Source organism: Cellulomonas endophytica, assembly GCF_004123805.1.
Lineage (GTDB): Bacteria > Actinomycetota > Actinomycetes > Actinomycetales > Cellulomonadaceae > Cellulomonas > Cellulomonas endophytica.
This window is the reverse complement of record NZ_RWJX01000016.1, coordinates 20,388-47,350: the sequence shown is the minus strand read 5'-3', so window position 1 is coordinate 47,350 and position 26,963 is coordinate 20,388. Positions and strand designations below refer to the sequence as shown.

Genomic DNA, 26,963 nt, shown 5'->3' with positions numbered 1-26,963 from the left:
AGCCACGATCGCAAGGGAGCGCATCGATGACCCGGTCACGACCACCTCGCCGGACCCTGGGGGCGGGCGCCGTCGCCCTCGCCCTGGCGGCCGGCGCCGTCCCCGCCGCGGGGCTGCCCGCCGCCGCGGCCGACCCGGCCCCCGTGCTGAGCACGGACTTCTCCGACGGCACCTGGGCCCCCTGGACCCCGAACGGCGGCGCGACGCTGTCCGTCGTCGACGTCGACGGCGACCCCGCCCTGCTCGTCGGGGGCCGCACCGCCGACTACGACGGCATCAAGTCCCCCGCGGGCCTGCTCACCCCCGGCGAGCAGTACACGTTCTCGATGGACGTCCGGCTCGCCGACGGCACCGCCGGCAGCGCGGGCGTCCGGTTCGTCGCCGAGCCGAGCTACACCTGGGTCGGGAACACCTCCATGACGGCCGACGCGTGGACGACCGTCACCGGCACGTACACGGTCCCGGCCGACGCCGACCCCGCCACCGCGCGCGTCTACCTCGGCACCGGCGACCTGCCGACGGGGCCCGGGGCCTACTCCTACCTCGTCGACGACCTGCTGATCACGGGCGCGACGACCACGGGCCCGTGGACCCCCACCCCCGACCCGCTCTTCGTCCCCGGCGGCGCGACCGCGCCCGTGGCGACCCCCGTCACCGCCGCCCGCGGCACGGGTGACGTCGCGGCGCTGACGGTCGACGACGGCCCCAACCCCGGCGAGACCGACCGCCTGCTGGACTTCCTGGCGGCGAACGACGTGCCCGCCACCTTCTGCGTCATCGGCCAGAACATCCGGGCCGAGGGCGGTGCGGAGCTGCTGCGCCGGATCGTCGCCGAGGGCCACACCCTCTGCAACCACACGACGGGCTACGCGGACATGGGCTCCTGGACGGAGGCGGCGGTCGAGGCCGACCTCGAGGAGAACCTGGCGATCATCCGCGAGGCTCTCGGCGACCCCGCGTACCCCGTCCCCTACTTCCGGGCACCCAACGGCAGCTGGGGGAGGACCCCGGGGGTCGCGGTCGCGCTCGGCATGCAGCCGCTCGGCGTGGTCAACGTCATCGACGACTGGGAGACGCAGGACGAGGCCGTGCTCACGGCCAACCTCCGGGCGGCGGTGAAGCCCGGCGAGGTCGTCCTCGTGCACGACGGCGGCGGCGACCGCAGCGGCACCGTCGCGGCGGTGGAGACCGTCGTCGGCGAGCGCCTCGCCGCGGGCTGGACCTTCACGCTGCCCGCGGGCGGCGTCACGGCGTCGGGCCCCGTGCTGACCTCCGACTTCGAGGACGGCCTCGACGGCTGGGTGCCCCGCGGCGACGCGGACGGCGACCCGGTCGTCGCGGTGACGACCGCGGAGGCGCACGGCGGTGCGCAGGCGGCGCTCGTGTCGGGGCGCACCGGCCAGGGCGACGGCATCGGCCACGACCTCACCGGCCTCGTGCAGCCCGGCGGCACCTACACGATCAGCGCCTGGGTGAAGATGGCGGCCGGCGCGGCCACCGACGACGTCTGGCTCAGCCTGGCGCGCACGGCCGGCGGCACGACCTCCTACGACACCGTCGCGCAGCTGCCCGGCGTCGTGTCCACCGGCTGGACGGAGCTCACGGCCACGTACACCGTGCCCGACGGCGTCGAGAGCGCGTTCCTCTACCTGGAGACGTCGTACAGCGACGGCGGCACGGAGCCGTTCCTCGTCGATGACGTCGTCGTCGCGCCCCAGGGCGCGCCCGTCGTCGAGGACCGCACGCCGCTGAGGGGCACGGTCGACTTCCCCGTCGGCGTCGCCATCGACTCGCGCGAGACGAGCGGCTCGGCGTCGCAGCTGCTGCTGCGGCACTTCGACCAGATCACGCCCGAGAACCACATGAAGCCCGAGGCCTGGTACGACGCGGACCGCCGCTTCGGCATCCACCCCGAGGCGCAGGCCCTCATGGCGTTCGCGCAGAGGGAGGGTGTCCGGGTCTACGGCCACACGCTCGTGTGGCACAGCCAGACGCCGGAGTGGTTCTTCCAGCACGAGGACGGCACCCCGCTCACCACGAGCGAGGCGGACCGGGCGCTCCTGCGCGAGCGGATGCGCACGCACGTGTTCGCGGTCGCCGAGGCGCTGAGCACCGGCGGCGGCTACGGCCTCTTCGGGTCGGCGACGAACCCCGTCGTGGCGTTCGACGTCGTCAACGAGGCCGTCTCCGACGGGCGCGAGGAGGCCGACGGCCTGCGGCGCTCCGAGTGGTACCGCGTCCTGGGCGAGGAGTTCATCGACCTCGCCTTCGCGTACGCCGACGAGGCCTTCAACGGCACCTACGCCGCGCCCGGCACCGACCGGCCCGTCACGCTGACGATCAACGACTACAACACGGAGCAGACGGGCAAGCAGGTCCGCCTCCACGACCTCGTCGAGCGTCTGCTGGCACGCGGCGCACCCGTCGACGCGGTGGGCCACCAGTTCCACGCGAGCCTGGCCATGCCGGTGCAGGCGCTCGAGGACGCGATCGTCGCGTTCGAGGACCTGCCCGTCACGCAGGTCGTCAGCGAGCTCGACGTCACGACGGGCACGCCCGTCACGCCGGCCCTCCTCGTCGAGCAGGGGTACTACTACCGCGACGCGTTCCGGGTCTTCCGCGAGCACGCCGACGACCTGTACTCCGTGACCCTCTGGGGCCTGACGGACGGCCGCAGCTGGCGCAGCGCCAACGGCGCCCCGCTGCTGTTCGACGACACGCTGGCCGCGAAGGCGGCCTTCACGGGGGCCGTCGACGAGGACCTGCCCACGCCGCTGCGCACGGCGCTCGCGTTCGCCGGCGACGTGCCGCTCGACGGCGGCGCCACCACGGCGCCGGCGTGGGCGCAGCTGCCGCTGGAGGAGGTCGCGGGCGCGACGGGCTTCGCCGTCCGCTGGAGCCCGGACCACCTGACGGCGTACGTCCGGGTCGAGGACGGCACCGTCGGGGCGGACGACGCGGTGACGTTCACCGTGGGCGACGCGACGACCACCGTCGGCCGCGACGGCTCGGTGCTCGCGGGCACCGGCTCCGCGGTGGCGGCACCCGTCGAGGGCGGCTGGGCCGTGGTGGCGCACCTGCCCCTCGGCGCGGCGGCGGAGGGCGACCTCGTGCCCTTCGACGTGCGCGTCACGGACGGGACCACCACCACGGGCTGGGCCGGCGAGGGCAGCACGGGCACGCTGACGCTCGTCGAGCCGCCGTCCGTCACGTCCGTGGTGCAGGCCGCGCAGGCGCCGACGGTCGACGGGGTCGTCGACGCCGCGTGGGCCGGGGCGACGGCGTTGCGGACGGAGAAGACGGTGTCCGGCGCCGGGGACGGCGCGCGGGCCACGGTCCGCACGCTCTGGTCCGGCGACACGCTGCACGTGCTCGCCGAGGTCGCCGACCCGACCCTGGACGCCACGGGCTCCGACCCGTGGATCCAGGACTCCGTCGAGATCTTCCTCGACGCGGGCAACGTCAAGAACGGCCCCTACCGGTACGACGACACGCAGGTCCGCATCTCCTTCGAGAACGCGGTCTCGTTCGGCACGGGCGACGAGGCCTTCCAGGAGGCGCGGCTGGAGAGCGCGGCCCGGGTCGTCGACGGCGGCTACGTCGTCGAGGCGTCCATCGGGCTCGTCGACCAGGGCGGGCTCGGCACGTTCCACGGCCTGGACGTCCAGGTGAACGACGCGACGGCCGGTGCGCGCACCGGCGTCACCGCGTGGGCGGACCCGACCGGCCTGGGCTACCAGAGCACGGCGCGCTGGGGCGTGGCCGAGCTCGTCGGTCCGGCCGAGGAGCCGACGTACGACCCGTCCGTGTCCGTCTACACCGGCAAGGTCCGCGCGGGCGACCGCGTCGAGGTGACGCTGGCGGGGTACCGCCCCGGCGGCACCGTGGCGCTGACCCTCGAGGCGTCCGCGCCGGGCAAGAACCCGGACGTCGCCCTCGGCACCGTCACCGTCGGGGCCGACGGCTCCGGGACGGCGGTGGTCACCGTGCCGGAGGCCACGGCGACGGGGAAGTACGCGCTCGTCGCGGTCTCGGGCGACCTCACCGCGTCCGACGCGCTGCAGGTCCTCCCGGCGAAGGGGGGCAAGGACCGCTCCTGACGGTCCGGCGCACCACCGGCAGGACCCAGGGCGCGGCGTCCACCCGGACGCCGCGCCCTGGCGCGTCCGGAGACCGGGGGTCGGCGCCGGGCAGCGTCGCGCGGAGGCGGCTCAGCGCGCGCCGGGGGCCTCGAGCAGGCGGCGCGCGGCCACGCCGATCGCCGCGCTGTAGGTCGGGTAGGCGAACTCCACGCGCGCCAGGGTCGAGACGTCGACGCCCGCCGCCATGGCCGTCGTCACCGACTGGATGACCTCGACGGCGTTCTCGCCGACGGCGTGGGCCCCGAGCAGGTACTCGCGGCGCCGGTCGGCGACGAGCTTGAGGAAGCCGCGGGGGCGGTCGTCGATGACGGGCCGCTCGAGCTCGGAGAGCTCCACGAGCGCGACGACGCAGCGCTCGTCGCGCTCGCGCGCCCCGTCCTCGGTCAGGCCGACGTCCGCGTAGTCCGGGTCCGTGAAGCCGCCCGCGGGCAGCAGGTGGTGGGGCGCGCGGGCGGTCGTGCCCAGCACCGCGTTGCGGGCCGCCGCCTCCGCCTCGGCGTGCGCCGCCTGGACGAGCATCGCCGTGCCGTTGGCGTCGCCGGCCACGAAGACGTGCCCGACGTTCGTGGCGAGGTACTCGTCGACGGGGATGCGGCCGACGCCGGTCTCGATCCCCGCCGCGTCCAGGCCGAGGCCCTCGATGTTGGCGGGCCACCCCGTGGACATGATCACGGCGTCGGCCACGACCTCCTCGTCCTCGCCGTCGCGCCGCCACGCGAGGTGGATGCCGTCGTCGGCGCGACGGAGGCCGACGACGGTGCGGACGCCCGTCTCCACCCGCACGCCCTGCTCCCGGAACGCCTGTTCCACGTGCGCGGACACGTCCGCGTCGGTCTGCGCGAGGATGCGCGGCGCGACCTCGAGCAGCGTCACCTCGCTGCCGAACGCGTTGAAGATCGTCACGAGCTGGGCTCCGGTGTTGCCCGCGCCGACGACGGCGACCCGCCGCGGCAGCGCGGGCAGGTCGAGGACCTCCTCCGGCGTCGTCGCCAGGCCCGCGCCGGGGACGGGCAGCCGCCGCGAGTGCCCGCCCACGCAGAGGATGATCTTCGTGGCGCGCACCCGCCGCGTCCCGCCGTCGTCCGCCGTCACGACGAGCTCGTGCGGCGAGGCGAAGCGCGCACGCCCGTGCAGGACCTCCACCCCCGCCGCGGTGAAGCGCCCGAGGTCGCCCTTCGCGCCGCGCACCCGCTCCACGGTGGAGCGCACGCGCGCGACCGTGCGCGGCCAGTCGATCTGCTGCTCCGTCACGGAGATGCCGTAGGCGTCGGCCGTGCGCACCTCGCGCATGAGGCGCGCGGTCTTGGCCAGCACGCGCGTGGGCACGCACCCGGTGTTCACGCAGGTGCCGCCGGTCGGGCCCGCCTCGACGACGCCGACGCGGGCGCCGAGCTCCGCGGCCCGCAGCGCCGCCGTCGTGCCTGCCGGACCCGCACCGATGACGAGGACGTCGAAGAGGTCGGTCACGGCGACGACTCTGGCCGCTCCCCCGCCGCTCGGCCACGGCTGCGGCACCCCGAGGTGGTCGTCGTCCTCACCGCCGTGCCAGGAACCGCCCCCGCCCGTCGAGGAGCGGGCGGCCTGACCGGACCCGACCCGGGACGGTCGGGCGGGGCGCCGGCCGGCCCGCCAGGCTGGGACGCGGAGGGAGGCCCCGTGATCGCCACGCTGAACCGGCTCGTCGAGCTCGTCGAGCAGCACCTCGCCGCCGGCCCCGGGGGCACCGACGGCACAGCCGACGGCACCGACGGCACCGCCGACGTCGCCGCCTGGGCGCGGCGGCTCGGCACGAGCGAGCACCACCTGCGGCGGATGTTCTCGTCGCTGGCCGGCATGCCGCTGTCGGAGTACGTCCGCCGGCGGCGGATGACCGTCGCCGCGGCGGACGTCGTCGGCGGCGGTGACGACCTGCTGACGATCGCCGTCCGCCACGGCTACGGCTCGGCGGAGGCGTTCGGCCGCGCCTTCCGGTCCGTGCACGGCACGGCCCCGGGCGAGGCCCGGCGGCACGGCGGCCCCCTCCGCACCCAGTCCACCCTCCGTTTCCACCTCACCGTGAAGGGCAGCACCCCCATGGACGTCCGACTCCTGCAGCGCCCGGCCTTCCGGCTCGTGGGCCACGCCGCGCGCGTGCCCCTCGTCCACGAAGGCCCCAACCCCCGCATCGCCGCGCACGTGGCGGCCCTCCCCGCCGAGGAGCACGCGCGCCTGAAGGCGCTGAGCGGCACGGAGCCCGCCGGCCTCCTCGCCGTCAGCGACGACCTCGACCCCGACCGCGCGGAGGGCAGCGAGCTGACCTACCTGCACGGCGTCGCGGTGGAGGCGGGAGCGCCCGTCCCCGAGGACCTGGACGTCCTCGACGTCCCGGCGGGCGCGTGGGCGGTGTTCCGCAGCGCGGGGCCCCACCCGGCGGCCCTGCAGGGGACGTGGGCCGCCACCGCCACGGAGTGGTTCCCCTCCCACCCGTGGCGTCTGCGCCCGGGGCCGGAGGTCGTGGCCGTGCTCGAGCGCAGCGACGACTTCTCCGTCGCCACGTGCGAGCTCTGGCTGCCGGTCGAGCCGGCCTGACGCGGCACGGCACCGGCCCGCGCCGAGCCTCGCGACAGCCCCCCGGCGGGTCGTCAGCCCGCCGGCGGGCCGTCGCCGCGGGCGCGCTCCCGGTCGGCGGCGCGCAGGTCGGCCACCCGCGCGCGGGCGAGCGCGTCCGCCGGGCGGTGCCCGGTGACCGCGGCGACGAAGCCGTCGCGGTCGAGGACGAGCAGGCGCGTCGGCGCGACCGTGGTGACGGTCGCCGTGCGCGTCGTGCCGTCGAGGAGCGCGATCTCCCCGAAGGCGTCCGCCGGGCCCAGCCGCCGCACCTCCCGCCCGTCGCGCCGCACCGCCACGCCGCCCTCGGCGACGACGAAGTACTCCGTCGCGGCATCGCCCTGGCGCACCACGACGGCGTCCGCCGCGAGCTCCCGGACCCGCGAGGCCCGCGCGAGGCGCTCCACGCCGACGAGCGAGAGCGCCCCGAGCAGCGGCACGCGCCGGAGCAGCTCGACCACCTCCGGACGTCCGCCGACGAGGTCGTCGAGGCGGCGCAGCCAGGGCCAGGCGAGCACGGGGGCGGCGGCGAGGAGCAGGCCCGTGAGGACCATCGCGCCGCCGAGCCCGAGCACCGGCACCAGGGCGGGTGCCGCCACGGAGCCGAGCGCCATGGCGGCCGCGCCCAGCGCGGCGAACGCGCCCCACGCGCGCCCGGCGAGGTGGTCGGGGACGAGCCGGTTGACGAGCGTGTAGCCCGAGACGTCGAGGAGGGCGTTGCCGAACCCGAGGGCCGCGAGCGCCACCGGGGCGGCGCCGCCCTGCGGCCAGAGGCCGACGGCCGCGACGGGGACGCCCCAGAGCACGATGCCGAGGGCGATCCACCGGCTCCCCCGCCGCGGCCCGAGCCCGAGGGCCACGACCGCCCCCAGGAGCCCGCCGACGCCCATGGCGATGAACAGCGTGCCCGCACGGGCGTCGGAGCCGCCGCCGGACGTCGCGACGAGCACCACGAACACCTGGAGCAGCCCGCGCATCGTCGTCTGCGCGAGGAAGATCGCCATCGCCAGGCGCAGCCCCGGGCGGGCCAGGACGGCGAACCCGAGGAACGGGTCGAGCCACGCCGTGCGGGCGGACCCGGGGTCGGGCGGCACGGGCCGGAAGGGCGAGCGGATGGCCGCGGCCGCCGCCGCCGCGACGACGAGGAGCGCCGCGAGCACCCCGAGGACGCCCGCCGGGCCGAGCACGCCGAGGAGGGCGGCGCAGAGGGCGGGGCCCACGACGGTGGCCACGGCTTCGATCGTCGCCCAGGCGGAGTTCGCGGCGACGAGGTCCGCCGGCGAGGTCACGAGCGTCGGCACCATCGACTGCAGGGTCGGCCGGACGGCGGCGCCGACCGCGGAGCCGACGGCGACCACGCCGAGCAGGACGGGCAGCCCCGCCCCGGCCAGGGCGCACGCCACGAGCGCCAGCGCCACGCCGCACCAGCCGGTGCACACGACCGCCAGCAGCCGCGGGCGGGACCGGCGGTCGGCGAGCACGGAGGCCGGCGCCGACAGCAGCGCGGCCGGCAGCACCCGGACGGCGCCGACGAGACCGACGGCCGCGGGCCCGCCGGCGTCCAGGGCCAGGAGCGAGACGGTGATGAGCGTCGCCCAGTCGACCGTCACCCACACCGCCCAGACGAGCAGCAGGCGGGCCAGGTCGCGGTCGCCGAGCGCGCGTCGGGTGCCCCGGAGCCGCTCGCGCAGCACGGCGCCCGGCCTCACGGCCGGGCCCGGGGCGGCAGGGGCACGGCCGGCGGGGGCGGAGGCGGGACCACGGGCGTCGTCGCCTCCTCGCGCCGGAGGGCCCGCCGCGCGCGGGAGCGCCCGGTGCCAGGACGGGCGAGGAGCGTGGTTCTACCACGGCGGGAGCCGCGCTGCTAGCGTCCGGACATGTCGACCCGCCGGGCGCTGCTGCTCATCGCCGACATCGGCGGCTACACGGAGTACATGCAGTTCCACCGCAGCGTCCTGGGGCACGCGGAGGCGGCCACGGCGCGCCTGCTGGGCCGGGTCGTCGACGCGGCGCACGGCTTCGACCTCGTCGAGGTCGAGGGGGACGCGGCCTTCCTCTCGCGGGACGCCGAGCGCCTCGACGGGCCCGCCGCCTGGTCCGCCGCCACCGGCGCGGCCGTGGCGCTGCACCGCGCGTTCCACCAGGAGCGCCGGTACGTCGAGCGGAACATGTGCCCCTGCGGCAGCTGCACCCGGACGGCGGACCTCCGGCTCAAGTTCGTCGCGCACCTCGGGGAGGTGGCGACGCAGACCATCCGCCGGTGGACGAAGCTCGTCGGGCTGGACGTCATCCACGTCCACCGACTGCTGAAGAACCCCGTGCGGGTGCCCGAGTACCTGCTGCCCTCCGACGACCTCTACCGCGCCGCCGGCCCTGCCGCGGCCGCGGTCCGGACCGCGCCGGTCGACCTCGACCTCGAGGGCATCGGGTCCGCCCGCGCGCACGTCGTGGACCTGCAGGACCTGCCCGCCGGCGCGCCGCTCGTCGACCCCTCCTGGCGGCACCGCCTGGGCAGCACCGTCGCCATGGTCGGACGCGGCCTGCCGCACGTCGGCCCCCGGCGCCGCGACCGGGTGCCGGAGCCCGTGGCGTGAGCGACGCGGGGCCTCGTCGGGACGCCGCCCGCGGTGCCCGCCGGCCGGGCCCGCCGGGGGTCGCCGCTCCCGGCACGCGGGTGGCGACCGGGCCGCCCCCCGCCGGCGACCGGCCCGGGCGCGAGGGCCGTGCGGTCCCCGCCCGGGTGCTGGCCGTCGTCCTGGCGCTCGTCGCCGCCCTCCTCCTCATGGGCGTCGTCGACCTCGTCACCCTGCTGGGCTGGGTCGACCAGCGGTACGTCTGGGAGGTGCCGCTCGAGGCGAGCTGGGGTGCCCTCTTCACGTTCTTCCTCGCCGGCGCCTACCTCCGCCTCGCCGTGCTCCCGGGCGCCCCGTGGCCGGCGCTCGCCCAGCTCGCGGTCGCCGCGCTGGCGCTCGGCGTCGGCGCCGGTGCGGGGGCGGACGTGCGGCTGCTCGCGCTCGCCGCGGGCGTCGCCGGCTCGGGCCTCGCGCTGTGGCACCTCCTCGGCCGGCCGCCCCTCCCCGCGCGGCGGGCCGGGCCCGCGCACCGGCCCTCGCTGCTCGTCGCGGCGCTCGGGGTCCCGCTCTGGCTGCCCTACGCGGTGACGGCCTTCGAGCGGTCGCGCGCCCGCGTGACCGGCAGCGTGACCCAGGGCGTCGAGCACTGGCCGGTGCAGGGTGCCGTCGGGGTCGCGCTGGTCGTCGCCGCCCTCGTGCTGGCGCTCCGGCAGGACCTCCGCGCGCTCCTGCGGGTGACGGTCGGCCTCTCGGCGCTCTGGGTCGGCATGGCGGAGCTGTCGCACCCCGACCGAGCGGGCGCGACCGGCGACGCCCGCTGGGGGGTCGCGGTCACGCTGTGGGCGCTGCTCGTCGCCCTCGTCGCCCTCCCGGGGCGCGCCGCCCCGCTGCCGGAGCGGCCGACGGCCCCGGGTCCGGTCCCGCGGCGACCGGACCGGGAGGCCGGCCCTGGCTAGCCCTCGAGGACCTCGCGCGGGTGGTACTCGAACGCGCGGACCTCCACCACCGACGACGTCGGCCGGCCGTCGCTCGTCGCGACGACCCCCAGCCACAGCCCGACGAAGCCGCCCGTCGCCATGCTGTCGAGGGTGGAGCCGTCCGCCACCGCGACCGCGGTCACCCGCTCCCCCTCCTCGACGACGAGCGCGTAGCGCTGCCCGCGCACCCGCAGCCCCAGGGTCAGCGCGTCCGCGGCCGGCCGGGCGGCCTCCCCCAGCACCGTCTCGACGCCGCCGCGCCGGTGCACGGCGCGCACGAGCACCGCGTCGCCCGTGGGCGTGGCCGTCAGGGTGACGTGGTCCGCCTCCGACTGCCGCACGACGAGGCCCGCGCGCTCCCCGTCGGCGAGGCCGGCGATCCCCAGCACCGCCCGCACGTCGACGTCCCGGTGCTGCTGGCGCACGCCGAGGAACGCCGGCGTCGTGGGCTCGGCGGGCGTCGCGGCGCGGACGGGCAGGCGCCACCCCCCGCCGTCCGGGGTGGCGACGGAGCCGACCGGGGCCCGCAGCGCGGTCCAGCGGGGGTCGCCGGGCAGCACGGGCCCCGACGGGACCACCTGCGGGACGCCGGCCCGCGCGGCGGGGTCGGCGAACGGCACCTCCACGTCGTCGGTGACGCGGCCGACGCCGGGGGCGAGGACGGGCCAGCCGTCCTCCCAGCTCACGGGCACGAGGAAGGTCTCACGGCCGAGGTTGGTGTGCAGGCCGCCGTAGGGCCGGCTGCCGAGCACCACGGCCCACCAGGAGCCGTCGGCGGCCTCGACGAGGTCCGCGTGGCCGACGCCGACGACCCCGGCGCCCCGGCCGAGGTGCCGGTGCGTGAGGACGGGGTTGCCCGCGTACCCCTCGTACGGCCCGGTGACGTGGTCGGCCCGCGCCACCGCCACGGCGTGGTGGAGCTCCGTGCCGCCCTCGGCGGCCACGAGGTACCAGCGGCCGTCCTTCTCCAGGAGGTGGGGGCCCTCGGCCCAGACCGCGCCGCGGACGGCCCCGGTCCACAGCACGTGCTCGGGCCCGACGAGCCGCAGGGTCTCCCGGTCGAGCTCGCGCAGCCAGACCTCCGTCTGCTGCGGCCACTCGGGCTCGGCGACGAGGCGCGTCCCGTGCACCCAGGCCCGGCCGTCCGCGTCGAACGCGATCGACGGGTCGATCCCCGCCGCGTCGAGCCACACGGGGTCGGACCAGGGCCCGGCGGGGTCCGTCGCGGTGACGACGAAGTTCCCGCCGCGGCCCGGGTCGTCCCGGTCGACGAGGGTGCACACGACCCAGAAGAGCCCGTCGTGGTGCCGGATCGTCGGGGCGTACAGCCCGCCCGAGGAGCCGATGCCCTCGAGGTCGAGCATCCCGGCGCGTTCCACGACGTGCCCCACCTGCGTCCAGTGCGCCAGGTCGCGGCTGTGCAGGACGGGCAGGCCCGGGACGTACTCGAACGTCGAGGTGACGAGCCAGTAGTCCGCGCCGACCCGGCAGATGCTCGGGTCGGGGTACGTCCCGGGCAGCAGCGGGTGGGCGACGCGGCTCACGCCTCCTGCACCGTCGCCCGCACCAGCCGCTCGTCGGCCGTCGTCACGGCGTGCACGGCGCCCGTCAGCGTGACGACCGCGCGGGCCGTCGCCGTGCCGGGGAGATCGCGCTTCTCCTGCTGCCGCTCGTTGGTGATGGCGCCGCCGGTCGTGTCCTTCATGTCGGCGACGGGGGTCGCGGCGCCGGCGTGCGAGCCGACCCACACCTCGACGTCGCCGGGCTCGACGACCTTGACCAGCCGGCGGTCGGTGAACGCCAGGCGGGCCGCCGGGACGCGGAAGGACACCCGGCGCGACGCGCCCGGCCCCAGCTCCACCCGCGTGTAGCCGAGGAGCTGGACGACGGGCCGCGTGAGGCTGCCGACCACGTCGTGCCCGTAGAGCTGCACCACGTCGGCGCCGCCCACCTCGCCCGTGTTCGTCACCGTGACCGCGGCGGCGAAGGACCCGTCGGTGGCGGCCTCCCGGTCGACGACGAGGTCGTCGTAGGCGAACGTCGTGTACGACAGGCCGAAGCCGAAGGGCCGCAGCGGCGTCGGGTCCGTCGACGTGACGTCCGACGGCCCGCCCAGCACGGGGTGCAGGTACGAGTACGGCTGCGCCCCGGCTGAGCGGGGCAGGGAGACGGGCAGCCGCCCGGAGGGGTTGGCCCGCCCGGCGACGAGGTCCGCCACCGCCAGGCCGCCGCCCTCGCCGGGGAAGAACGCCTGGAGCACCGCGGCGGGGCGGGGCCCCTCGCCGTCGAGCGCCCAGCCCACGGCGTAGGGGCGGCCGGTGAGCAGCACCATCACGACGGGCGTCCCCGAGCCGACGACCGCCTCGACGAGCGCCCGCTGGACGCCGGGGAGCTCGAGCGTGTCGCAGTCGTTGCCCTCGCCGACCGTGCCCCGGCCGAAGAGGCCGGCCTGGTCCCCGACGACGACGACCGCGACGTCGGCGGCGGCGGCCGCGGCGACCGCGTCCGCGAAGCCGGAGGTGTCGTCGCCCTCGACCGTGCAGCCCTCGGCCACCACGAGCTCGGGGGCGGCGCCCCCGTGCTCCGCGGCGACCTCGCCGAGGACCGTGGCCAACGCCTCGCGCACGGTGGGGATCGCGAAGCCCAGCTCGTGGTCCGGCTGGTGCGCCAGCACGTGGTTGGCGAAGGAGTAGCAGCCCTGGAGCGCCTCGGCGCGGTCGGCGTTGGGGCCGAGCACCGCGACGCGGCGCGGGGCCACGGTCCAGCCGCTGAGCGGCAGCACGCCGTCGTTGGCCAGGAGCACGACGGACTCCGTGGCGAGCCGGCGCGCCAGGTCCTGGTGGTGCGGGGTGTCGAGGTCGACCACCGCCGGCGGCTCGTCCTCGAAGGCGCCGGGGTCGAGCAGGCCCAGCTCCTCCTTCTGCGCGAGCGCCCGCAGGACCGCCCGGTCGACGTAGCGCTCGTCGAGCGCGCCCGAGCGGACCTTCTCGGCCAGGGGCGCGAGGTAGGCGTCGCCGCCCGGCAGCTCCACGTCGATGCCGGCGACGAGCGCCTGCGCGGCCGCGTCGCCGCGGTCGGCGGCCACGCGGTGCATGACCTCGAGGAACGCCACCGCGAAGTAGTCCGCCACGACGACGCCGGTGAAGCCCAGCCGCTCCCGCAGGACGCCCGTGAGGAGCTCCGGCGAGGAGGCGACGGGCACGCCGTCGATCTCGGCGTAGGAGTTCATGACGGACCGCACCCCGCCGTCGAGGATCGCCATCTCGAACGGCGGCAGGAACACGTCGAGCACCTCGCGCGGCCCGGCGTGGACGGGCGCGTGGTTGCGCCCGGCGCGCGAGCCGGAGTAGCCGAGGAAGTGTTTGAGGGTGGCGTGCACGCCGGCACCCTGCAGGCCCCGCACGAAGGCGGTGCCGACCGTCCCGACGAGGTACGGGTCCTCGCCGATGCACTCGTCGACCCGGCCCCAGCGGGGGTCGCGCACGACGTCGAGCACGGGGGCAAGCCCCTGGTGGATGCCGAGCTCGCGCATGGAGCCGCCGATCGCGGCGCCGACCTCGGCGACGAGGTCGGGGTCAAACGAGGCGCCCCAGGCCAGCGGGGTCGGGAACGTCGCCGCGCGCCACGCCGCCAGGCCCGTGAGGACCTCCTCGTGCACGAGCGCCGGGATACCCAGGCGCGTCTCGCGCTTGAGGCGCCGCTGCTCGGCCCAGAGCCAGGCTGCCCGCTCGGCCGCGTCGACGGGCCGGGTGCCGTACACGCGGGTGTAGTGCCCGATGCCCTGCGCGGTGATCTCCGCGAGGGTGCGGCCGTCGCCCGGGGCGGCCATCTCCCCCTGCATCGGCGCCACGACGTCGCCGCCCTGGTCGAGCCAGAAGCCGACGACCTGGCCGAGCTTCTCCTCGAGGGTCATCCGGGCGTGGAGCGCGCGCACGCGCTCGGACACCTCGGGCATGGCCGGGACGGGATCGGGACGGACGGTCACGACAAGGCTCCTTGCTGGCACGGGAGAGGGGGCCGCGACGGCCGCGGCACGGGTCCGGCGGGGACGCGCTGCGCGTCCCCGCCGCCCGGGTGGGTCAGCCCTTGACGGCGCCGGTGAGGCCGCCGACGATCCGCCGCTCGAAGGCGCTGAAGAACACCAGCGCGGGGATCATCGAGAGGGAGGTGAAGGCCAGGACGCGCGCGGTGTCGACGGAGTACTGCGACGCGAAGGCCTGGACGCCGAGCGGCAGCGTGTACTGCGACTCGTTGTTGAGGATGAAGAGCGGCAGCATGTACCCGTTCCAGGCGCCGATGAAGGCGAGGATGCCCGTGGTGATGACGCCGGGCAGCGACAGCGGGACGACCATGCGGAAGAAGAACCCGAGCCGGCTGGCGCCGTCGATGGACGCCGCCTCCTCGATCTCCTTCGGGATGGCCCGCAGGAACGGCACCATGATGATGATCGTCGTCGGCAGCGCGAAGGCGATCTGCGGCAGGATCACGCCGAGCAGGCTGTTCGTCAGGCCGAGGCCCTTGACGAGGATGTACAGCGGCGTGATGGCCACCGTCATGGGGAACATGAGCCCGGCGGCGAAGAGCGAGTAGAGGCCCGCGCTCCCCCGGAAGTCGTACCGGGCGATGACGAAGCTGGCCATGACCCCGAGGACGACGACGGCGACCGTCGTGCTGAGCGCTGAGATGGTCGAGTTGCCGACCTGCTGCCAGAACAGCGGGCTCGACAGGACGCTGCCGTAGTTGCCGAGCTGCCACGGGCCGGGGAACCCGGAAGGGTCCGTGGTGATCTGCGAGTTCGTCCGGAACCCGCCGAGGATGATGTAGATGACGGGGCCCACGCAGATCGCCACGAGGACCGTCGCGACGAGGTAGGTCACGGGGCTGCCCCACCGGAGCGAGCGGTCCTTGCGGATGACCTGGGCGGGCCTCGACCCGGGCAGCGGCGGGGCGCTGGTCACGGTGGTCACTTCGTCTTCCCTCCGGTGAGCGCGCCCGCCGTGTCACGACGCAGCACGAACCGCTGGTACACCAGCGCGATGACGAGCGAGATGAAGAACAGGACGACGGCGACCGCGTTGCCGTAGCCGTAGTTCCCGGCGTTGCGGCCCTCGAGGACCATGTACGTGGCCATGGTCGAGGTGCCCGCGGTCGAGGCGATGTACTGGCCCCAGATGATGTAGACGAGGTCGAAGAGCTGCAGGGCGCCGATGATCGACAGGAACGCCCAGATGCGGATCGTCGGCCCGAGCAGCGGGAGCGTGATGCGCCGCTGGATCTGCCAGTAGGACGCGCCGTCGATCGCCGCGGCCTCGTACAGCTCCTCCGGGATGGACTGCAGGCCGGCGAGCATGAGGATCACGGCGAAGCCGATGTACTTCCACGTGATGATGATCATCAGCGACCAGATGGCCACGGACGGGTCCGAGAGCCATTCGGTGGCGAAGCTGCCCAGGCCCGCCTTCTCCAGCAGGTCGTTCACGGCGCCGGTCGTCTGGAGCATGAGGCTCCACCCCGTGCCGACGATGACCTCGGACACGACGTACGGGACGAAGATCAGGACGCGGATGACGGAGCGGCCGCGGATCTTCTGGTTGAGCAGCAGCGCGAAGGCGATCGCCGCGGGCCCCTGGAGGACCAGGGACATGACGACGATGAAGGCGTTGTGCTGAACCGCCTCGATGAAGGCCGAGTCCTGCAGGATGATCTTGTAGTTGTCCAGCCCGACGAAGTCGGTCGGGACGCCGAACCCCTTCCAGCGGAAGAAGCCGTAGTACGCGGCCATGATCACCGGGAGGATGACGAAGGTCACGAACATGACGATCGCGGGCCCGGCGAGCACCCCGATCTCTGCGCGCTTGCGCCAGTCGGCCCCGCCGCGGCTGCGCGGCCGCCCGGCCGGGGACGGTGCCGTCGTGGCACCGCCCCCGGCCCGCACGGGACCCACAGGCGGGACGGGGACGTCCGCCGTGCGGACGTCGGCCTGGGAGTCGCTCATGGTGCTGATCAGCCCTTGGCTGCCGCGTCGCTGACCGCCGACACGACGCCGGCGGCGTCACCCTTCTCCGCCAGCAGGTCGACGACGCTGGTGTTCAGCGCGTTGCCGATGTTCTGGCCGAAGAGCGTGTCGAGCCAGACGGACACGTAGGCCGCGCCGTCGTAGGCCGTCTGGATGTCCTTCAGCGGGCCCTCGGGAGTGGCGCCCGCCGCGGCCTTCGAGGCCGGGATCGTCTGGAAGGCCACGGCGTAGCCCTCCTGGTTCTCGGGCTGCGCGGCGAAGTTGAGGAACGCGTCGCACTCCGCCGGGGCGTCCACGAAGCAGGAGTACCCGTCGACGCCACCCATCATCGCGGTGGGGTCGCCCTCGCCGCCCTCGACAGCGGGGAAGGGGAACCAGGCGAGGTCGGCGAGCGGCTGCTGGTCCGGCGTCAGCGAGGCGATCTGCCCGACGTTCCAGCCGCCCATGAGCTCCATGGCCGCCTGGTGGTTGGCCACGAGACCGGCCGAGGAGCCGGCGCCCTGCTGGGCCGACGTCGTCAGGAAGCCCTCGTTGAAGGGCTCGGTGCCGGCGAAGGCGGCGAGGTCCTCGCCGGCCTTCTCCCAGCAGGGGTCGTCGAACGAACGGTCCTGGGCGGCGGCGTCCATCGTGTCCTGCGAGCACTCGCGCAGGGCGAAGAAGTAGTACCAGTGCGCTGCGGGCCACGCGTCCTTGGCACCGAGGGCGATCGGCTGGACGCCCGCGGCCTTGAGCTGGTCGACGGCCGCCGAGAGCTCGTCGATCGTCGTCGGCGTCTCCGTGATGCCGGCCTGCGCGAACAGGTCCTTGCTGTAGAAGATGCCGCCCGGCAGCACCGCGGAGGGCACGCCGTAGATCTTGTCCTCGAGCGTGAACGCGTCCAGCGCGCCCGCCATGTCCTCCTTGACGGAGTCGTCGATGGAGCCGGTGAGGTCCTTGACCTGGCCGGCCGCGACGATGTCGGCGAGCTTGCCGCCGCCACGGGCCATGAAGATGTCCGGGGCGTCGCCCGAGTTCAGGGCGGTCTGGAGCTTGCCGTCCATGTCCTCGTTCTGGATCGCCTGGATCTCGACCGTGACACCGGGGTTCTCCGCCTCGAAGGCGGCCGCGGTGTCGGTCCAGTACTGCTTGCCCGGTCCGGTGGTGGAGTTGTGCCAGAAGGTCAGCGTGACGTCACCGCCCTCGCCACCCCCCGCAGCCCCCGCGTCGTTGCCGCCACCGCCACCGGCACAGGCGGAGGCGAAGAGCGTGACGCTCGCGCCGAGCGCGACGAACGCCGCGCCACGAATCTTCCTCGTCATCGTGGAATCCCCTTGGTCGTCATCGACAGGTCGACAGGCTTCTGTCGGCGAGGAGACTCGCAGGCGCCGCGCCTCGGTGTCAAACGATTTCGATAACGGTTTAGTCGCGAGTCGCTCGGCGCTCGGATGCCGTGGCCCGGCGGGCCGTCGCCCGCGCCGGTCCCCGCCGGCGTCGATCCTCACGCCCCGGCCGGTCGCCCCCGAGGACGTCTCCGGACCCCGGACGCAGGGCCGGATGAGGGGAGGCTGCCCTGCGTCGGCGCAGGTCAGGCCAGCCTTTCCTGCGGTGACAACCCCTCGTGGGGGGCCTACCGTCGAGGCGTGGCCCTCCTCCTCCCCTCCCGCCCGACGGCCCCGACACCCGCTCCGACCACGCCCCGACGTCCTCGTCGCACCCCCGGCGAGCTCAACCGCCTCCGGGCGGCCGTGCTCGGCGCCAACGACGGCGTCGTGTCGGTGGCCGCCACGGTGCTCGGCGTCGCCGGTGCGGCGCCGCAGGGCCGGACGCTGGTGCTCGCCGGGATCGCGGTGCTCGTCGCCGGGGCGCTGTCGATGGCGGCGGGTGAGTACGTGTCCGTGAGCAGCCAGCGCGACGCGGAGCGCGCGGCCGCCGCGGGGACGGGTGCGGCGGGGACCGTCGGGGCGGGGGCGGGCGCGGGGGCGGGTGCCGCGCCCGCGGACGAGGAGCTCACCGACCCCTGGCACGCGGCGCTCGCGTCCGGTGCCGCCTTCACCGTCGGGGGCCTCGTGCCCCTCCTGGCCGTGCTGGCGCCCGCGGGCGGGGCGCGCCTGCCCGTGACGGTCCTCGCCGTCCTCGCCGCGCTCGTCCTCACCGGGGTGCTCAGCGCCCGCTTCGGCGGCGCGCCCGTCGGCCGGGCCGTCCTGCGCAACGCGGTCGGCGGCGGGCTGGCGATGGCCGTGACGTTCGCCGTCGGCGTGCTCGTGGGGTCCACCGGCCTCGTCGCCTGAGCCGGCCCCGGCCGCCGTCCTAGCCTGGCGCGGTGAGCCCTCGCCGCGCCCCCGCGGGCACGCCCGCCCTCGCCGCCCTCGCCGCCGCCGGCGTGGCGCACCGGGTCCTGGCCTACGCGCACGACCCGTCCACGGACCTGGGCTACGGGACGGAGGCCGCGGCCGCGCTCGGCGTGGACCCGGCACGGGTGCTCAAGACGCTCGTCGCCACCGTCGACGGATCGCTCTGGGTGGCCGTGGTCCCGGTCTCGGGGACGCTCGACCTCAAGGCCCTCGCCGCCGCCGCCGGGGGTCGCCGCGCCGCCCTGGCGCCCGCCCCGGACGCCGAGCGCGCCACGGGGTACGTGGTCGGGGGCATCTCCCCGCTCGGGCAGCGCCGGCGCCTGCCGACCGTGCTCGACGCGGCGGCGGCGGAGCACGCCGAGGTGCTCGTGTCGGCGGGTCGGCGCGGCCTCGACGTCGCGCTCGCACCCGCCGACCTCGTGCGTCTGACCAGCGCGGTCGTCGCCCCGGTCGCCCGCGCCGGAACGGGTTCCCGGTCGAGCGGGTGAAATCGGACAAAAGCGGCACATGCGACGCGGCCCTGCTCCTAGATTCACCCGCATGACGACGAACGCGGGGGCGCTCGACAGGTTCGCCCTCAGACTGGTCCGTGCCACGCGGGACAACCGCACAAGCCCCTGGCGCCAGGTGCTCCGCCTCCTCGGGGTCGACATCCCGCCGGAGGTCCGCATCGGGCGCGACCTGTACCTGCCCCACGTCGGCGCCGGGCACACGGTGCACTGGAACACGACGATCGGCGACGACGTCATCCTCAACTGCGGCGTGGTGCTGGGCCGGTCCGACCTGCGGGGCGACCCCGCGCTCCCGCCCCGGTTCGTCATCGGTGACGGCGTCGTCATCGGGGCCAACGCGGTCCTCGCCTGCCGCGGGGGCGAGACCCTCGTCGTCGGCGCCGGCACCGTCATCGGCGCCAACGCCGTCCTCACGCACTCGACCGGGCCCGGCGAGGTCTGGGTGGGCAACCCCGCGCGGCCCCTGCGGCGCGAGGTCGAGCCGGAGGCCCGCGTCCGCGAGCACGAGGTCGTGCTGCCCGCCCCCGAGGGTCTGGTCGCGGCCCCGGGGGTGCTCGTCTGAGACCCGCCCCCGCCGGGCGCCGCGCGGCGGTCCTCACGGGGACCGCCGGCGGTAGGGTCCGGCGCGTGCCCCCCGACCCCGTCGTCCCCGGCCCCGGCCCGGGCCCGTCCCCGGCGCCGGACGACCGGGGCGGCGCTACGACGGCCGGCGGGGAGGACCGGGCGCCGGACGCCGCCGTGCTCGTCGCGCGCCTCGCGGCCGCCCGCGCGCGGGTGGCGGAGGCGGAGCGCGCGGCCGGCCGGCCCGCCGGGTCCGTCCGCCTCCTGCTCGCGACGAAGACCGTCCCGGTCGAGCGCCTGCGCGCCGTCCTCGACGCCGACCGGGCCGCCACGGGCGGGCCCGGGGCGCCCGCGCCGGTCCTGCTCGGCGAGAACCGGGTGCAGGAGCTCGTCGCGAAGGCGCCCGCCCTCGGCCCGGGACCGGAGTGGCACGTCATCGGCCCCCTGCAGTCGAACAAGGTGAACGCGGCGCTGCGGTGGGCCGCGTGCGTCGAGAGCGTCGCGGACGAGGACCTGGCCGACCGCCTCGCCCGGCGCTGCGAGGCCACGGGGCGGACCCTCGACGTCCTCGTCCAGGTCAACGTCTCCGGCGAGGCGACGAAGCACGGCGTCGCCCCGGGGGACGCCCTCGCGCTGGCCCGGCACGTCGCGGGCCTGGCGCCCCTGCGGCTGCGCGGCCTCATGACGGTCGGCGCCCGCAGCGACGACCCGGCGGTGGTCCGCGCCGGCTACGCCCGCCTGCGCGCGCTGCGCGACGCGGTGCTCGGCTCGGGCCTGCCCGGGACGGGTGCGGCGCACGAGCTGTCCATGGGGATGAGCGGCGACCTCGAGGCCGCGGTGCTGGAGGGGGCGACGGTGGTCCGGCTCGGCACGGCCGTCTTCGGCGCCCGGCCCGCGCCGGGCTCCGTCCCGCAGCCCGTCACGGACCCCGTCACGGACCCCGACACGCGACCCGTCACGGCACCCGGTACGTCCACGCCAGGTCGGTGAACTTCGTCCGCCGCAGCGTCTCGGCGCGGGCCAGCTCCTCGGGGCGCAGGTCGCCGTCGACCGTCGCGTAGCGGCCCCGGAAGTGGGCCTTGAAGGCCTCGATGACCGCCTCCCGGGGCAGCTGCGTCTGGGAGCGGACGGGGTCGACCCGCCGCACGGCGCTGGCCGTCCCCTTGTCGGAGAGCTTCTCCCGGCCGATCCGCAGCACCTCGAGCATCTTCGCGGCGTCGATGTCGTAGGACATCGTCACGTGGTGCAGCACGGCGCCGCCGACCACGCGCTTCTGCGCGGAGCCGGCCAGCTTGCCCTGCGGGGACGAGATGTCGTTGAGGCCGGTCGTCGTGGCGCGGACCCCGACGTCGGCCAGCGCGCCGAGCACCCAGGCGTTGAGGAACGCGTAGGACTCCTCGAAGCTCATGCCGTCGACGAGCGAGGCCGGCACGACCATCGAGAAGGTGATGCAGTTCCCCGCCTCCATGAACATGGCCCCGCCGCCCGAGATCCGGCGCACCAGGGCGACGCCGTGGCGGTCCGCCGCCGCGAGGTCGACCTCGTTCCGCACGGACTGGAACGAGCCGATGATGACGGCCGGGTCGACCCACTCCCAGAACCGCAGCGTCGGCCCGCGCCGTCCCGCGGCCAGCTCCTCCGTGAGCACCTGGTCCAGCGCGGTGTGCAGCGCCGGCGGCAGCGGGCCGGGGTGGAGCAGCTCGAACCGGTGGTCGGCCCACGTCGTCGAGAAACCCAGCGCCCGGCGGACGGCCATGGCCACGGCGTGCGGGTCCACCCCGACGAGCGCGACCGGCCCCGCCAGGGCGCCCACGGCCTCCGCGTGCCGCAGGGCCCCCTCCACCGCCGCCGCGACCGCCGACGCCCCCGTGGCCACGGGCAGCCCGACGAGCGCCCGCGACATCACGTCGAGCGCCTCGTCGGGCTCGAGGAAGAAGTCCCCGTGGACGGAGGCCGCCGTGACGACGCCCCCGGCCGTGCCCAGGTCCACCGCGACGAGCTTGCCGCCGGGGACCTTGTACTCCCCGTGGTGCTGCTCCGCGCCGGTCCCGTCGCTGCTCACGGGCCCACCCTAACGAGCGGCTCGGCCCGTGCCCGTCCCGGCCGCGGCCGCCCGGGCCGCGTCAGCCCGGCAGGACGCCGTGGTGGCGCAGGCCCCAGATGTAGGCGTCGGTGAGCGCCTCCCACGACGCCTCGATGACGTTGGGCCCGACGCCCACCGTGCTCCAGGACGTCTCGCCGTCGGAGGTCTCGATGAGCACCCGCGTCACGGCGTCCGTGCCGTGCATGGAGTCGAGGATCCGGACCTTGAAGTCGATGAGCTCGAACCGCTCGAGGAGCGGGTAGACCCGCACGAGCGCCTGCCGCAGGGCGTGGCCGAGGGCGTCGACGGGGCCGTTGCCCTCCCCCACCGTCACGACCCGCTCGCCGCCGGCGCGCAGCTTCACGGTCGCCTCGGCCGTCGCCGGGGTGCCACGGCCGCCGTTGCGCTCGACGATCGTGCGCCACGACTCCACCGCGAAGTACTGCGGGCGCCGGCCCTCGACCTCCTCCGCGAGCAGCAGGGCGAAGGACGCGTCGGCGGCCTCGAACGTGTAGCCGTTGGCCTCGGCGTCCTTGACCCGCTGCGTCACGCGGGAGAGCACCTCGCCCTGGCCGGCGAGGTCGAAGCCGAGCTCGCGCCCCTTGAGCTCGACGGAGGCGCGCCCGGCCATGTCGGAGACGAGCATCCGCATGTCGTTGCCGACGAGGCGCGGGTCCATGTGCTGGTACAGGTCGGGGTCCACGCGGATCGCCGAGGCGTGCAGGCCGGCCTTGTGGGCGAAGGCGCTCGTGCCGACGTACGGCTGGCGGGCGAAGGGCGAGATGTTCGTGATCTCGCTGATGGCGTGCGCCACCCGGGTCATCTCCGCCAGGCCGCGGACCCCGGCCCCGAGGACCGGGGCGGGGGCGTCCTCGTCGTCGGTCCCGGGCAGGCCCCGCGCGAGGACGGGCATCCCGAGCTTGAGCTCGAGGTTGGCGACGACGGCGAGCAGGTCGGCGTTGCCCGTGCGCTCGCCGTACCCGTTGACGGTCCCCTGCACGTGGCGGCAGCCGGCCTCCACGGCGGCGACGGTGTTCGCCACCGCGCAGCCGGAGTCGTTGTGGGCGTGCATCCCCAGCGCCACCCCGGCGCCGAGCACGCCCGCGACGTCCGTGACGACCTCGCCCACGCCACGCGGCAGCATGCCGCCGTTCGTGTCGCACAGGACGAGCACCTCGGCGCCCGCGGCGAGGGCGGCGCCGAGCGCCTCGAGGGCGTAGGCCCGGTCGGCGTGGTAGCCGTCGAAGAAGTGCTCCGCGTCGACCATGACGCGCCGCCCCTCGCGCACGAGCAGCTCGACGGTGTCGCGGATCATCGCGAGGTTCTCCGCGCCCGTGGTCCGCAGCGCGCGCTCCACGTGCCGGATGTCGCTCTTCGCGACGAGCGTCACCACCGGCGTCTCCGCGTCGAGCAGCGCCCGGACCTGCGGGTCGTCGCCGGCGCGGGTGCCGGCCTTGCGCGTCGCGCCGAACGCCGCGAGGAGCGCGTGCCGCAGGTCCAGCTCCTTGGCCGCCCGCCGGAAGAACTCCGTGTCCTTCGGCACCGCGCCCGGCCAGCCGCCCTCGATGAAGCCGACGCCGAGCTCGTCGAGGAGCGGGGCCAGCGCCAGCTTGTCCGCGACGGAGAGGTTGATGCCCTCCTGCTGGGCGCCGTCGCGCAGGGTCGTGTCGTAGACCTGGAAGCCGCTCGCCGCCCCCGTGAGGGGCTGGACGGTGGTCGGCACGGCGGTCGGGACGGTGGTCACGGGTGCTCCTCGGTCGTGGTCGGCCCGCCGTCGTCTCCGGCGGGCCGCGTCGGCTCAGGCGAGCCGGTACATCCAGCCGTACGTGTCCTGCGCGCGGCCGTACTGGACGTCCGTGAGCCGCTCGCGGACGTGCAGCGTGACGGGACCGGGCTCGCCGCCGTGGACGGCGTGGTCGAAGCCCTCGCCGGCCAGGCGCCCGATGGGCGACACGACCGCGGCGGTGCCGCAGGCGAAGACCTCCGACACGGACCCGTCGGCGAGGCCGGCGACGAGCTCCGTCAGCGGCACCGGACGCTCCTGGACCTCGTGCCCCCTGTCGGCGAGCAGCCGCAGGATGGACGCGCGCGTCACGCCCTCGAGGATGGAGCCGGAGACGGGCGGCGTCACGACGGTGCCGTCGGCCAGCACGACGACGACGTTCATGCCGCCGAGCTCCTCGACCTGGGAGTTCGTCGTCGCGTCGAGGAAGCACACCTGGTCGAAGCCCCGGGCGTACGCCTCCTGCTGCGGCAGCAGGCTCGCGGCGTAGTTGCCGCCGCACTTGGCGGCACCGGTGCCACCGGGCCCGGCGCGGTGGTGGTCCTGCGCCACCCAGATGGACACGGGCTGCAGCCCGCCGGCGAAGTAGGGGCCCACCGGGGAGGCGATGACGAGGTACTCCACCTCCTGGGAGGCGCGCACCCCGAGGAACTTCTCCGAGGCGTACATGAAGGGCCGCAGGTAGAGGCTCGTCTCCTCCCCGTCCGGAACCCAGGCGACGTCCTCGCGGACGAGGGCCTGCAGCGACCCGAGGAAGTCGCCCTCGGGCAGGACCGGGAGCGCGAGCCGCTCGGCGGAGCGGCGGAGCCGGGCCGCGTTGGCCCAGGGCCGGAACGTCCACACGCCGCCGTCCGCGTGCCGGTACGCCTTCAGGCCCTCGAAGATCTCCTGCGCGTAGTGCAGCACCGCCGTCGCGGGGTCCATCGCGAGGGGGCCGTAGGGGTCGACGCGGTGGTCGTGCCACCCCTGCCCGGCGGTCCACGTCACGCGCGCCATGTGGTCGGTGAAGACCTGGCCGAACCGCGGGGCGACGAGCGCCTCGGCCCGCACCGCGTCCGGGACGGGGCTCGGGTTGCGGTGGACGACGAAGGCGTCCGTCGTCGGGTCCGCCACGCGGGTCGGGTCGGCGAGGGTGCTCATGGACGGCCTCTCTCCTGGCAGGGCCGCCGGCGGGGGCCCGGCGCGGGGCCGGGTCCGCCCGCCGGCGGCGGGGGTGCTGCGGGTGGTGCGGGTCCTGCTCGTCGTGCGGGGTCCTGCGGGTCGTGCGGGGTCCGGCGCGGGGTCGGGCCGTCAGGCCGCGACGCGGGCCGCCAGGTCCTTGCCGACCTCCGACGTCGACCGCGTCGCGCCCGTCGTCGCGCGCTCGGCGAGGTCGGCGGCCACGGCGGCCTCGACCCGGGCGGCCGCGTCGGCGTGCCCGAGGTGCTCGAGGAGCATCGCGACGGACAGCACGGTGGCGGTCGGGTCGGCCTTCCCCTGCCCGGCGATGTCCGGGGCCGAGCCGTGGACGGGCTCGAACATGGACGGCGCCGTGCGGTCGGGGTTGATGTTGCCCGAGGCCGCCAGGCCGATCCCGCCGCAGACGGCGGCGGCGAGGTCCGTGACGATGTCGCCGAACAGGTTGTCGGTGACGATGACGTCGAAGCGCGACGGGTCCTGGACGAGGTAGATCGTCGCGGCGTCGACGTGCGCGTAGTCCACGGTGACGTCGGGGAACTCCGCGTTCACGGCCTCCACGGTCCGGCGCCACAGGTGCCCGGCGTGCACGAGCACGTTGTGCTTGTGCACGAGCGTGAGCTTCTTCCGGGGACGGGCGGCGGCACGCGCGAAGGCGTCCCGCACGACCCGCTCGACGCCGAAGGCGGTGTTGACCGAGACCTCGTTGGCGACCTCGTGCGGCGTGCCGACGCGGATCGCGCCGCCGTTGCCGACGTAGGGGCCCTCCGTCCCCTCGCGCACGACGACGAAGTCGACCTCGCCCGGGTCGGCCAGCGGCCCCCGCACGCCCGGGAAGAGCTTGCCGGGGCGCAGGTTGACGTAGTGGTCGAGCTCGAACCGCAGCCTGAGCAGCAGGCCGCGCTCGAGCACGCCCGAGGGCACCCCCGGGTCGCCGACCGCGCCGAGCAGGATCGCGTCGTGCTCGCGGACCGCGGCGAGGTCGGCGTCGGTGAGGGTCTCCCCCGTCGCGTGCCAGCGGCGCGCCCCGAGGTCGAAGTCCGTCGTCGTCAGCGCCGTCCCGGAGCCGGCGAGCGCGGCCTCGAGCACGAGCAGGCCCTGCTCGACGACCTCGGTGCCGATGCCGTCGCCGGCGACGACGGCGAGGTGGAGGCGCTCGTTCATCGGGCCGCGGAGCCCTCGGTGTAGTCCGTGTCGGACGGCTTGCCCCAGGCGAACAGCTTGCGCAGCTCCTGGCCCACGGGCTCGATGGGGTGGTTCTGGCCCTTGGCCCGCAGCTCCCGGAACTCCGGCGCGCCGGCGTCCTGGTCGTCGATGAAGCGCTTCGCGAAGGCGCCGTTCTGGATGTCGGCCAGCACGGCCTTCATGTTCTCCTTCACGCGCGGGTCGATGACGCGCGGGCCGGAGACGTAGTCGCCGTACTCGGCCGTGTCGGAGACGGACCAGCGCTGCTTCGTGATGCCGCCCTCCCACATGAGGTCGACGATGAGCTTGAGCTCGTGCAGCACCTCGAAGTACGCGACCTCGGGCTGGTAGCCGGCCTCCGTCAGCGTCTCGAAGCCGTACTGGACGAGCTGCGACGCGCCGCCGCAGAGCACGGCCTGCTCGCCGAAGAGGTCCGTCTCCGTCTCCTCCGTGAACGTCGTCCGGATCCCGGCCGCGCGCAGGCCGCCGATGGCCTTCGCGTAGGAGAGCGCGACGTCCCAGGCCTTGCCCGAGGCGTCCTGCTCCACGGCGACGATGACGGGCACGCCGCGGCCGGCCTCGTACTCGCGGCGCACGGTGTGGCCCGGGCCCTTGGGGGCGACCATGAGGACGTCGTGGTCCGCGCCCGGCGTGATGTACCCGAAGCGGATGTTGAAGCCGTGGCCGAAGAGCAGCGCGGCGCCCGCCTTGAGGTTCGGCTCGATGTCCGAGGCGTACACGTGGCGCTGCACCTGGTCCGGCGCCAGCACGACGACGACGTCGGCGTCGGCGACGGCCTCCGCGACGGGCTTGACCGTGAAGCCCTGGTTCTCGGCCTTGGCCGTCGACGCGGAGCCCGCGCGCAGGCCGATCGTCACGTCGACGCCGGAGTCGCGCAGGTTCAGGGCGTGGGCGTGCCCCTGGCTGCCGTAGCCGATGACGGCGACCTTCAGGTTCTGGATGACCGACAGGTCGGCGTCGTCGTCGTAGAACAGCTCTGCCACGGTGGGGCTCCTCGGGTGGTGGTCGTGCGGTGCGG

20 protein-coding genes are annotated in these 26,963 nt (G+C 75.7%); 8 read left to right on the top strand and 12 right to left on the bottom strand.

From position 1 onward, the window contains the following. Positions 1-26: 26 nt before the first annotated feature. The gene (locus EJA20_RS06995; protein ID WP_129337446.1) at positions 27-4,100 is read left to right on the top strand and encodes an endo-1,4-beta-xylanase; all 4,074 of its coding nucleotides are present in this window, start codon (positions 27-29) and stop codon (positions 4,098-4,100) included. A gap of 111 nt (positions 4,101-4,211) precedes the next feature. Here the strand turns inward: EJA20_RS06995 and EJA20_RS06990 are convergent, their stop codons facing one another. Further along, complete coding sequence (locus EJA20_RS06990) at positions 4,212-5,609, bottom strand: dihydrolipoyl dehydrogenase family protein (protein ID WP_129337445.1); 1,398 nt, start codon at positions 5,607-5,609, stop codon at positions 4,212-4,214. A 189-nt stretch (positions 5,610-5,798) separates the two neighbouring features. Between EJA20_RS06990 and EJA20_RS06985 the strand changes: the two genes are divergently transcribed. Beyond that, the gene (locus tag EJA20_RS06985; RefSeq protein ID WP_129337444.1) at positions 5,799-6,710 is read left to right on the top strand and encodes an AraC family transcriptional regulator; all 912 of its coding nucleotides are present in this window, start codon (positions 5,799-5,801) and stop codon (positions 6,708-6,710) included. 53 nt (positions 6,711-6,763) lie between these two features. Here the strand turns inward: EJA20_RS06985 and EJA20_RS06980 are convergent, their stop codons facing one another. Further along, positions 6,764-8,437 (bottom strand): MFS transporter, encoded by a 1,674-nt coding sequence (locus EJA20_RS06980; RefSeq protein WP_129337443.1) that lies wholly within the window; start codon positions 8,435-8,437, stop codon positions 6,764-6,766. 168 nt (positions 8,438-8,605) lie between these two features. Between EJA20_RS06980 and EJA20_RS06975 the strand changes: the two genes are divergently transcribed. Together EJA20_RS06975 and EJA20_RS06970 are read left to right on the top strand one after the other, a co-directional pair. Next, complete coding sequence (locus EJA20_RS06975; RefSeq protein WP_129337442.1) at positions 8,606-9,322, top strand: DUF2652 domain-containing protein; 717 nt, start codon at positions 8,606-8,608, stop codon at positions 9,320-9,322. A gap of 80 nt (positions 9,323-9,402) precedes the next feature. Further along, positions 9,403-10,257 (top strand): hypothetical protein, encoded by an 855-nt coding sequence (locus tag EJA20_RS06970; protein ID WP_205687403.1) that lies wholly within the window; start codon positions 9,403-9,405, stop codon positions 10,255-10,257. On the opposite strand, the gene EJA20_RS06965 is transcribed toward EJA20_RS06970, so the two are convergent. The 5 genes from EJA20_RS06965 to EJA20_RS06945 all read right to left on the bottom strand — a co-directional run bounded on the left by EJA20_RS06965 (position 10,254) and on the right by EJA20_RS06945 (position 17,592). Next, entirely contained in the window at positions 10,254-11,822 is a 1,569-nt protein-coding gene (locus EJA20_RS06965) for a glycoside hydrolase family 43 protein (RefSeq protein ID WP_129337440.1), read from the bottom strand. The two genes, EJA20_RS06970 and EJA20_RS06965, sit on opposite strands and share 4 nt — an antisense overlap. Beyond that, on the bottom strand, positions 11,819-14,233 hold the full coding sequence (locus EJA20_RS06960) for a beta-xylosidase/alpha-l-arabinosidase (RefSeq protein WP_129337466.1): 2,415 nt from the start codon (positions 14,231-14,233) through the stop codon (positions 11,819-11,821). The genes EJA20_RS06965 and EJA20_RS06960 overlap by 4 nt, the downstream gene beginning before the upstream one ends. Before the next feature lie 124 nt (positions 14,234-14,357). Beyond that, positions 14,358-15,218, bottom strand: coding sequence for a carbohydrate ABC transporter permease (locus EJA20_RS06955; RefSeq protein ID WP_240675153.1), 861 nt, complete (start codon positions 15,216-15,218; stop codon positions 14,358-14,360). Between the two features lie 23 nt (positions 15,219-15,241). Next, entirely contained in the window at positions 15,242-16,273 is a 1,032-nt protein-coding gene (locus tag EJA20_RS06950) for a carbohydrate ABC transporter permease (RefSeq protein WP_129337438.1), read from the bottom strand. Between the two features lie 8 nt (positions 16,274-16,281). Continuing rightward, positions 16,282-17,592, bottom strand: a complete 1,311-nt coding sequence (locus EJA20_RS06945) for an extracellular solute-binding protein (protein WP_129337437.1) — start codon at positions 17,590-17,592, stop codon at positions 16,282-16,284. 321 nt (positions 17,593-17,913) lie between these two features. On the opposite strand from EJA20_RS06945, the gene EJA20_RS06940 reads away from it, so the two are divergent. The 4 genes from EJA20_RS06940 (at position 17,914) to EJA20_RS06925 (ending at position 20,687) form a co-directional block, all read left to right on the top strand. After that, entirely contained in the window at positions 17,914-18,561 is a 648-nt protein-coding gene (locus EJA20_RS06940; RefSeq protein ID WP_240675141.1) for a VIT1/CCC1 transporter family protein, read from the top strand. A gap of 32 nt (positions 18,562-18,593) precedes the next feature. Continuing rightward, complete coding sequence (gene ybaK, locus EJA20_RS06935) at positions 18,594-19,112, top strand: Cys-tRNA(Pro) deacylase (protein ID WP_129337435.1); 519 nt, start codon at positions 18,594-18,596, stop codon at positions 19,110-19,112. A gap of 52 nt (positions 19,113-19,164) precedes the next feature. Beyond that, positions 19,165-19,698 (top strand): LbetaH domain-containing protein, encoded by a 534-nt coding sequence (locus EJA20_RS06930; RefSeq protein ID WP_129337434.1) that lies wholly within the window; start codon positions 19,165-19,167, stop codon positions 19,696-19,698. A 176-nt stretch (positions 19,699-19,874) separates the two neighbouring features. Continuing rightward, entirely contained in the window at positions 19,875-20,687 is an 813-nt protein-coding gene (locus tag EJA20_RS06925; protein WP_129337465.1) for a YggS family pyridoxal phosphate-dependent enzyme, read from the top strand. On the opposite strand, the gene EJA20_RS06920 is transcribed toward EJA20_RS06925, so the two are convergent. From EJA20_RS06920 to ilvC, 5 genes are all read right to left on the bottom strand, one after another. Beyond that, complete coding sequence (locus tag EJA20_RS06920; RefSeq protein ID WP_129337433.1) at positions 20,653-21,759, bottom strand: lipoate-protein ligase small subunit; 1,107 nt, start codon at positions 21,757-21,759, stop codon at positions 20,653-20,655. The genes EJA20_RS06925 and EJA20_RS06920 overlap by 35 nt on opposite strands. Positions 21,760-21,820: 61 nt before the next feature. Next, a complete protein-coding gene (gene cimA / locus EJA20_RS06915) occupies positions 21,821-23,503 on the bottom strand; it encodes a citramalate synthase (RefSeq protein WP_129337464.1) in 1,683 nt (560 codons plus the stop codon). Positions 23,504-23,578: 75 nt separating this feature from the next. Further along, positions 23,579-24,703, bottom strand: coding sequence for a branched-chain amino acid aminotransferase (locus EJA20_RS06910; protein WP_129337432.1), 1,125 nt, complete (start codon positions 24,701-24,703; stop codon positions 23,579-23,581). A gap of 150 nt (positions 24,704-24,853) precedes the next feature. Next, entirely contained in the window at positions 24,854-25,903 is a 1,050-nt protein-coding gene (locus EJA20_RS06905; RefSeq protein WP_129337431.1) for a 3-isopropylmalate dehydrogenase, read from the bottom strand. Further along, positions 25,900-26,928 (bottom strand): ketol-acid reductoisomerase, encoded by a 1,029-nt coding sequence (ilvC, locus tag EJA20_RS06900; RefSeq protein WP_129337430.1) that lies wholly within the window; start codon positions 26,926-26,928, stop codon positions 25,900-25,902. The genes EJA20_RS06905 and ilvC overlap by 4 nt, the downstream gene beginning before the upstream one ends. Positions 26,929-26,963 lie beyond the last annotated feature (35 nt).